Genomic DNA, 7,502 nt, shown 5'->3' with positions numbered 1-7,502 from the left:
ATGTCGCGTACCAGCGCGTCGGCGAGCAGCCGGCCCTTCAAGGTGAGCACCATGAGGCCGGCCTTGAACGCCTCGGGCTGCAGCAGCCCGTCCGCGAGGGCGGCGGCGACGGCCGTCCGCGCGCCCGGCGCGACGTCCGCTAGCGGGTAGCCGGACACCAGCCGGAGCTCCAGCATGAGGCGTTCGGTCTCGCGGTCCTCGCCGGCGAGAACCTCGCGCGCGTGCGCGGGCGAGGCGCCGGCGGCCAGGCGCTGGGCGTAGGCGGCCGGGTGCTTCACGTTCCACCAGCGGGTGCCGCCCACGTGGCTGTGGGCTCCGGGGCCGGCGGCCCACCAGTCGCCGCCGGTCCAGTAGAGCAGGTTGTGCCGGCAGCGGGCGGCCTCGGACGTGGCCCAGTTCGACACCTCGTACCACTGGAACCCGGCCTCGCCCAGCATCGCGTCGGCGATCTGGTAGCGGTCGGCGGCCACGTCGTCGTCCGGCATGGGCAGCTCGCCGCGCCGGATGCGGGCCGCCAGGCGGGTGCCGTCCTCGACGATCAGGGAATACGCGGAGACGTGGTCGGGCTCGGCCTCGACGGCGGCCGCGAGCGTGGCCCGCCAGTCGTCGTCGGACTCGCCCGGCGTGCTGTAGATGAGGTCGAGGTTGACGTGCTCGAACCCGGCCTTACGCGCCTCCTGGACGGCCTGCGCGGCCCGGCCGGGGGTGTGGTGACGGTCGAGAACCTTGAGCACGTGCTCGCGGGCGCTCTGCATGCCGAAGCTGACGCGGGTGAAGCCGCCCTCGCGCAGGCTCTCCAGGTAGGCCGGGTCGACGGACTCGGGGTTGGCCTCGGTGGTGACCTCCGCCCCCGGCGCGAGCCCGAACTCCGCGTCGATGGCCGCGAGAATGCGGGTGAGGTCGGCCGGAGGGAGCAGCGTGGGCGTGCCGCCGCCGAAGAACACCGTCCGGACAGGGAGGTCGGTGTCGCCGAGCACCCGCCGCGCCAGCCGCACCTCCTCCAGGACCGTGTCGGCGTAGTCGCGCTGCGAGGCGCCGGGGCCCAGCTCGGCGGCGGTGTAGGTGTTGAAGTCGCAGTAGCCGCAGCGCGTCACGCAGAACGGCACGTGGACGTAGAAGCCGAACGGGCGCTCGCCGAGGCCGCGCAGCGCGCTCTCGGGCAGCTCGCCCGAGGCGGGCGCGGCGTCGCCGTCGGGCAGGGTGGATGGCACGCCTCCAGTCTGCCCGCCCCGGGCGACTGCCCTGACCGCCGCTCTCGCGCCAGACTCAGGCCGGCCCGCGCCTCGACGTCCCCAGGCTGGGGCCGTCGAACCGTCCCGCCGCCCCTGTCCGGGCCCGACGAACGTCCCACCCACCCCGTCAGGACCTGAGGAACCGTCCCACCCACTCCGGTCAGGGCCCGACGAACCGTCCCACACACCCTGTCTTGTCTGGGTCGGTGAGCCGTCCCGCCGTCCCCAGGCTCAGGTCAGCGAGCCGCCCCGCCGATCTCAGGTCAGCGAGCCGCCTCGCTGATGTCAGGTCAGCGAGCCGCCCAGGACCCGGGCGGCCACGTCGTCCCAGAACGCGGCGCGCTCGGGGACGGCGAGCACGCGCCGCATCAGCTCCTTGTCGCCGTGGAACGCCCGGAACGCCTCGGCGACCGTCACCCCGTCGCGGGGCCTGTGGATCACGCGCACCCCGTCGCCGACGCCCAGCTCGCCGATCTCCACCACCTTGAGGTACGCGCCCGGCCGTCCGGCATCCGTGAACCGGCGCACCCATCCCGGCTCGTCCATCCAGTTGCGGAACACGACGCACGGCACCCGGGGGCCGCTGACCTCCAGCACGGCCGACCCGATGCGCCACCGCTCCCCCAGCATGGCGCCGTTGACGTCGAGTCCTTCGGTCGTCAGGTTCTCGCCGAACCGGCCGTCACGGAGCTGGCGGCGCAGCTCGCCCTCCCACCAGTCGTAGTCCTCGCGCGCGTACGCGTAGACGGCGTGGCCCTCGCCACTGTGGTTGACCAGATCGCCCCGCCCGTCTCCGGCGAGCCCTGCGGGGCGCACCTCGACCCGGTGGAGCACCGGTGACTTGTCGATCGCCGTGCGTCCCGCCTTGCCAGCCCAGGGCGCATCCACCACTTTCCCGACATTTACTGAGATGACCCGCATAGCGCTGACGCTAACCGAGCGATCACCTGACGGCGATCCCTTTTCCGCCGGAAAGTCCTGTCCCGGACAGTCGCCGGAGGTGGCTAGAGGTTCTCCGGCATGTCGGTCATCGCATTGAGAAGGGGGACGAGCTGCTCCTCCTCGTAGTCGAGATGCGCCTCCAGCTCACGGGCGAGCCGCTCCAGCTCCTCCCCCACCTCGCCCGCGACGCCCATACCTACTCCGGTTGCGACGCCCGCCCCTACGCCGGCCGCGACGCCCAAATCAGCCCCTGCCGTGGCATCCGCGCTGCCGTGCGTTGTGGCGTCCGCCCCGCCGGCTGCCGTGACGTCCGCGCCTCCCTCCACAGGCTCACCCGAGTCGACGAGGTCCCTGATCCGGGCCAGGAGCCGGGCCACCACCCGGTGCTCGTCCCGCAGGCGGTCCAGCACGGCGGCCAGCTCGGGGTGCAGGCCGTCCAGGTGCGGGAAGAGCACGTCGTCCTCGCCGCTGTGGTGGGCGTGCAGGGCCTCGCAGAACGTCAGGCAGTGCTCCCGCAGCGCGGGGGCCCGCATCGAGCCGCTCCGCAGTTCCGCGAGGTCGCGACGGAACGTGTCGTGCAGCTTCACCAGTTCGTCGCCCAGGCGATCGCTCGCTCCCGAGCCATGCCGCCGCCACTCATGCCGCCTCCCCTGCCACGAGGGCCGGCGTGCGGGCGAGCGCGCCCTGTGCGAAGGCGAACGCCGCCGAGACCAGGGCCGCGATCGCCGAGGCGGCGAAGCTCCACCCCGCCCCCGCGCCGGACAGCACGGCCGCCGTCACCGCGCCGGCCAGGCTGCTCCCGACCACCCGGACCAGCGCGTTCACGCCGCCCGCCGCGGCGGTCTTGGCCGGTTCGACGTGCTCGACGGCCATCGTGCCGAGCGCCGCGTACCCGAGGCCGATGCCGAGCCCGAGAACGGTCGCCGCCCCGTACAGGGCCGTCGACGACCCGTGCGCGAGGCTCAGCCAGAGCGCCGCGACGGCCACCACCGACGAGCCCGCGCCGACCAGCGACGAGGCGCTGAAGCGGCGCATCAGACGGCCCGCGAGCAGCGAGACCGCCAGCATCAGCAGCGCCGTCGGCAGCAGGTACAGGCCGACCTGGAGCACCGAGGCGCCGAGCCGGGCCTGGGCCACGGACGACAGCGTGGTGATGGCGCCGAACAGCGCGAACCCGAGCAGCAGCGAGGCCACGGTCGCCCCGACGGTCCCCCGGTGCAGGAGCATCGGGAGCTCGATGAGCGGCGCCGCGGCGCGCCGGGCCGACAGCACCCAGGCGGCGAACAGCACGGCGCTCGCCACCAGCAGCCCCAGGGTCGCCGCCGACGTCCAGCCCCAGGCCGTTCCCTTGCTGACGGCGAGCAGCAGGCAGACCAGCCAGGCGGCCATCAGCGCCGCACCCGCGAAGTCGGGGCGCGCGTCCGGCACGGGATGGGCGGGCTCGCGGACGAGCAGGGCGACGAGACCCGCTCCGGCGGCCGCGAGCGCCGCCAGGATCCAGAACAGCGCCTGGTAGCCGCCGCCCACCAGCCCCGCGAGGATCATGCCGCCGCCGCTCCCGACGCCCATCATGGCGCTCAGCACGCCGATCGCCGTGGGCAGCCGGTCACGCGGCACCTCTTGCCGGGCGATCCCCATGGCGAGGGGCAGCAGGGGCGCGGCGAAGCCCTGGAGCACGCGGCCGGCGACGATCCCCGCGAGCGTGGTCGCCATGGCCGCGACGACCGATCCGGCGACGAGGAGGCCGAGGGACGCCATGGCGACGCGCCGCCGGCCGTACAGGTCGCCGAGGCGCGACAGCAGCGGGATGGAGATCGCCCCGGAGAGCAGCGAGGCGGTCAGGGTCCAGGAGGCGGAGGTCAGCGGCGCCTGGAGCTCGCGTTGCAGCGCGGGCAGCATCGGCACCACGGCCGTCATCTGCAGGGTGCCGACGGCCACGCCGAAGGCGAGAACGCACACGGACACCCATGGCGACTTTCTATACATGTATAGAAAGTAACATGGCAGCATGCCGGCGCGCACGGGGCGGCCCCCCAAGATCTCGAAGACGGACATCCTCACCGCGGCCCACCGCGTCATCCACGAGGAGGGCACACAGGCCCTGACCATGCGCCGCCTGGCCCGCGAGGTCGGCACGACGCCGATGGCGCTCTACCACCACGTGCGCGACAAGGACGAACTGCTCCTGATGCTCCTCGACGACTACGCCGCCCGAATGCCGAGTCCGGAACCGCCGGCAGGGGCGGGCCCGGGCGAGCGGGTCGTGGCCGCCGCGGTCGCCATGCGGGAGGGGCTCATGGGGGTGCCGTGGATCGTCGAGGTGCTCAGGGCCGACGACCTGATGTCGGCCCGCGCCCTGTGGTACCCGGAGGAGATCATCGACGCGGCCGTCCAGGCGGGGCTGACCCCGGAGGAGGCCGTGGACGCGTACCGGATCATCTGGCACTACACGGCCGGAGAGATCACCGCGCGCTCGGCCGCCGCGCGCCGGCGCGAGGACGACAGGCCGACGCACAGGAGCCAGGTGTTCGAGAACCTCGACGCGACCCGGCTGCCCCGCCTGGCCGCGCTCGGCCCGCGCTGGGCGGAGCTGACGTCCCGCGACACGTACGACAAGGGGGTACGAGCCCTGGTCCGTGGCCTGCTTCCCCCGCCGCCACCTTGACATCCACCCCCAGCCCCCACCTAACCCTTAGACCGCCCCAGCCTTCACCCCCCGGACCACCCCAGCCTTCACCCCCCGGACCGCCGCAGCCTTCAGCCCCGCCCGCCCCGCTCGTGCACGACCAGGACTCCCCAGCCTTCCCCGGGCCGGACGCCCGAGGTCGCCTCCTCCCCACCCATCACCCCGGCCTCGCGGAGCGCAGGTCCAGCCTTGGGCGGGAAGGGCAGGCCGTCACACCCAGCGGGACAGTCGGATACGCCCGGCGAAGACCCGGGCGTGCGGGACCCTCACCCCCGGGTGCCGTCGCGGTCACGGGTCGCCGGGGCGGCGAAGTTGAGCTGGGACTCGGCGTCGAAACCCGCGAGCTGTAACAGCTTCTCCAGCGCGGCCTGCCTCGTCTCCTCCACGCTCTCGCCCTGCTCGCCGAAGCAGTCGGCCGCCACGTCCAGCACGGCCATGACCACGGCGGCGTCCGGATAGGGCACGTCGATCACGACGGCGCCGCCCTTGGCCCGGTCGGCGGGCACCAGGTGCAGCCGCAGCAACCGGCGCATCTCCTCGGCCATCGCGACCCCCAGCACGGCCGCGCGCTCGAACTTCTCAGCAGCAAGCATGTCACCCTCCAGTCGCACAGGTGTTCGGGAACACCAAAGCTAGCCTGCGCCACCGACAGAATCCGCGCATCAGCCCCCCGCCCCGGCACGCGCGCGGCATGATCTTGCGATTAGGCTCGAACGGTGTACGAGAAGTCCGTCGTCGCCGACGACCTCCACGTCGCCCTCGGCGGCGAACCCGTGCTCCAGGGGTTCTCGCTGAGCGCCTCCCCCGGCGAGATCGTCGCCGTCGTGGGCCCGAACGGCTCGGGCAAGTCCACCCTCCTCCGCTGCCTGGCGGGGCTGCAGCCGGTCGAACGGGGACGGGTCACCGTGTTCGGGGCCGCGCCCGCCGACGACGCCGCGTTCTGGCGGGAGGTGGCGCTGCTGACCGACGAGCCCGCCTGGTACCCGGGCCTGACCAGCCGTGAGCACCTGGAGCTCGTCGAGGCCGTCCACGGGACGCCCCGCATGACCGCCGGGACGGCTCTCGACCTCTTCGAGCTGGCCGGGCGCGCCGACGCGCCACCGCAGAACCTCTCCACGGGGCAGCGCCAGCGCCTCTCCCTCGCCGCCGCCTTCCTCCGGCCCAGCCGGCTCCTCCTCCTCGACGAGCCCGAGCGCGGCCTGGACGCCTCCTTCCGCGTACGGCTCGCGGAGCTGATCGAGGCGTACGCCGCCGATGGCGGCACGGTGGTCATGGCCACGCACGACCCCGCCCTGGCGGACCGCGCCCGCCAGGTCTCCCCCGCCGGCCAGGCGACGGCATGACGCCGCCCCCCTCCCCCGCCTGAAGGACGACCACGTGAACCCTCCCCCCTCCCCCACCCCGGCCGCCGTGCGGCAGTTCCTGCGGCGGCGGCGTGGCTCCGTCGGCGCCCTGGACCGGTACGTCGCCGGGTTCGGCCTCGCCCTGGTCGCCGCGATCGCCGGGCAGCCGGTGTCCTCCCTGATCGCGAGCATGGCCGGGCAGATGACACCGGCGCGCATGAGCGCGGGCCTGGCGCTGGCCGTGCTGGCCTTCGCCGCGTTCGTCGCCGCTGCCCGAGCCGCGGGGCCCGTCGCGCTGCCCGCCCCCGACGCGTCCTGGCTGCTGCTGTCGCCGCTGGAGCGGCGCGGGGTCCTGGGCCGGACGGCCCGCCTGCTCGGGGTGACCGCCGTGGTGGCGGGCTCACTGCTCGGCCTGGCGCTGCTCGCGGCGCTGGGCGCTCCTGACGGGCTCCTCTGGCGGCTGGCCGGGGCGCTGGTGCTCGGTGTGTCCGTGACGGTGGGCGCCATGGCCCTGGCGGTGCTGGAGCAGGCGTCGAGGCTCTGGGACGGCTGGCTGGGGATCGCACTGACGGCGCTGGTGACGCTGGCCGTGGTCCTGAGCGCGGCGGCCGTCGCCGCCCGGACGACCCGCCCGGAACTGACCGGCGGCGGCCTGACCACAGGGACCGGGTTGCCGTCGGGGAGCGAGTGGGCCACCGGGACCGTCGTGGGTGCCGCGGGGGTCGTCCCGGCGGTTCTCCATGGGGTTCTGGGGGCCGTGGGCGCCGTGGCCGCCGCTCCCCCGGCGGTGGTCGCGGTCGCCGCCGTCTCGGCGGCTCTGGTCGCCGCCCTCCTCGTGCGGCGGGCATGGGCGGCCCTGGAACGCATGCCGGTCCGGGCCGTGCTGGCCGCCTCCACCCGGACGGCGCACGTCACCCGCGCGGCCGTGCTGGCGGACCCGGGAGCGCTGACCTGGATCGCCGAGGACAACCACTGGCGGGCCAGAAGGCTCCGGTCGAGGAGGTGGCCGTCGCTCGCGGCCCCGGCAGCGCTGGCCTGGCACGACTGGCGCCGCCTGGGCCGTCGTCCGGGCCGCCTGGCCGCGATGGCGGCCTCCACCGCGCTCCCCGCCCTCATGGTCCAGGCCCTGGGCATCACGGCGACCGGGGCGGGCGTGCCGCCGGGAATGTCCGGGCCCGCCACGATCATGACTGCCGCAGCCCCGGCGACCCCGTCCCTGGCCGCCGTGGCCGTGACCGTCGGGGCCGTGCTGGCCGGAGCCCTGGCCGTGGCGGCGGCCGCCGCGGCGGGTGCGCGGCG

General features: G+C 74.7%; 8 protein-coding genes. 3 read left to right on the top strand and 5 right to left on the bottom strand.

The features are described 5' to 3' along the window. From hemW to AB0H81_RS42810, 4 genes are all read right to left on the bottom strand, one after another. Positions 1-1,211: radical SAM family heme chaperone HemW (gene hemW, locus AB0H81_RS42825; RefSeq protein ID WP_358387641.1), on the bottom strand; the 1,211-nt coding region annotated here is incomplete at its 3' end. Positions 1,212-1,517: 306 nt separating this feature from the next. Further along, positions 1,518-2,123: an MOSC domain-containing protein gene (locus AB0H81_RS42820; RefSeq protein WP_358387639.1), complete on the bottom strand. Its 606-nt coding sequence runs from the start codon at positions 2,121-2,123 to the stop codon at positions 1,518-1,520. 113 nt (positions 2,124-2,236) lie between these two features. Further along, complete coding sequence (locus AB0H81_RS42815; protein ID WP_358387636.1) at positions 2,237-2,761, bottom strand: hemerythrin domain-containing protein; 525 nt, start codon at positions 2,759-2,761, stop codon at positions 2,237-2,239. 49 nt (positions 2,762-2,810) lie between these two features. Continuing rightward, positions 2,811-4,139, bottom strand: a complete 1,329-nt coding sequence (locus tag AB0H81_RS42810; protein WP_358387634.1) for an MFS transporter — start codon at positions 4,137-4,139, stop codon at positions 2,811-2,813. A 43-nt stretch (positions 4,140-4,182) separates the two neighbouring features. Between AB0H81_RS42810 and AB0H81_RS42805 the strand changes: the two genes are divergently transcribed. Next, a complete protein-coding gene (locus AB0H81_RS42805) occupies positions 4,183-4,839 on the top strand; it encodes a helix-turn-helix domain-containing protein (protein WP_358387631.1) in 657 nt (218 codons plus the stop codon). A gap of 287 nt (positions 4,840-5,126) precedes the next feature. Here AB0H81_RS42805 and AB0H81_RS42800 read toward each other — a convergent pair whose 3' ends face one another. After that, the gene (locus AB0H81_RS42800) at positions 5,127-5,453 is read right to left on the bottom strand and encodes a hypothetical protein (protein WP_358387628.1); all 327 of its coding nucleotides are present in this window, start codon (positions 5,451-5,453) and stop codon (positions 5,127-5,129) included. Between the two features lie 123 nt (positions 5,454-5,576). Between AB0H81_RS42800 and ccmA the strand changes: the two genes are divergently transcribed. Both ccmA and AB0H81_RS42790 read left to right on the top strand, forming a co-directional pair. Further along, complete coding sequence (ccmA, locus tag AB0H81_RS42795; protein WP_358387625.1) at positions 5,577-6,203, top strand: heme ABC exporter ATP-binding protein CcmA; 627 nt, start codon at positions 5,577-5,579, stop codon at positions 6,201-6,203. A 34-nt stretch (positions 6,204-6,237) separates the two neighbouring features. Further along, positions 6,238-7,502 (top strand): DUF6297 family protein (locus AB0H81_RS42790; protein WP_358387622.1); only part of this gene is annotated, 1,265 nt, incomplete at its 3' end.

The organism is Nonomuraea sp. NPDC050691 (assembly GCF_040654455.1).
In the GTDB taxonomy this organism is placed as follows: domain Bacteria; phylum Actinomycetota; class Actinomycetes; order Streptosporangiales; family Streptosporangiaceae; genus Nonomuraea.
This window is presented reverse-complemented; position numbering and strand designations above follow the sequence as displayed.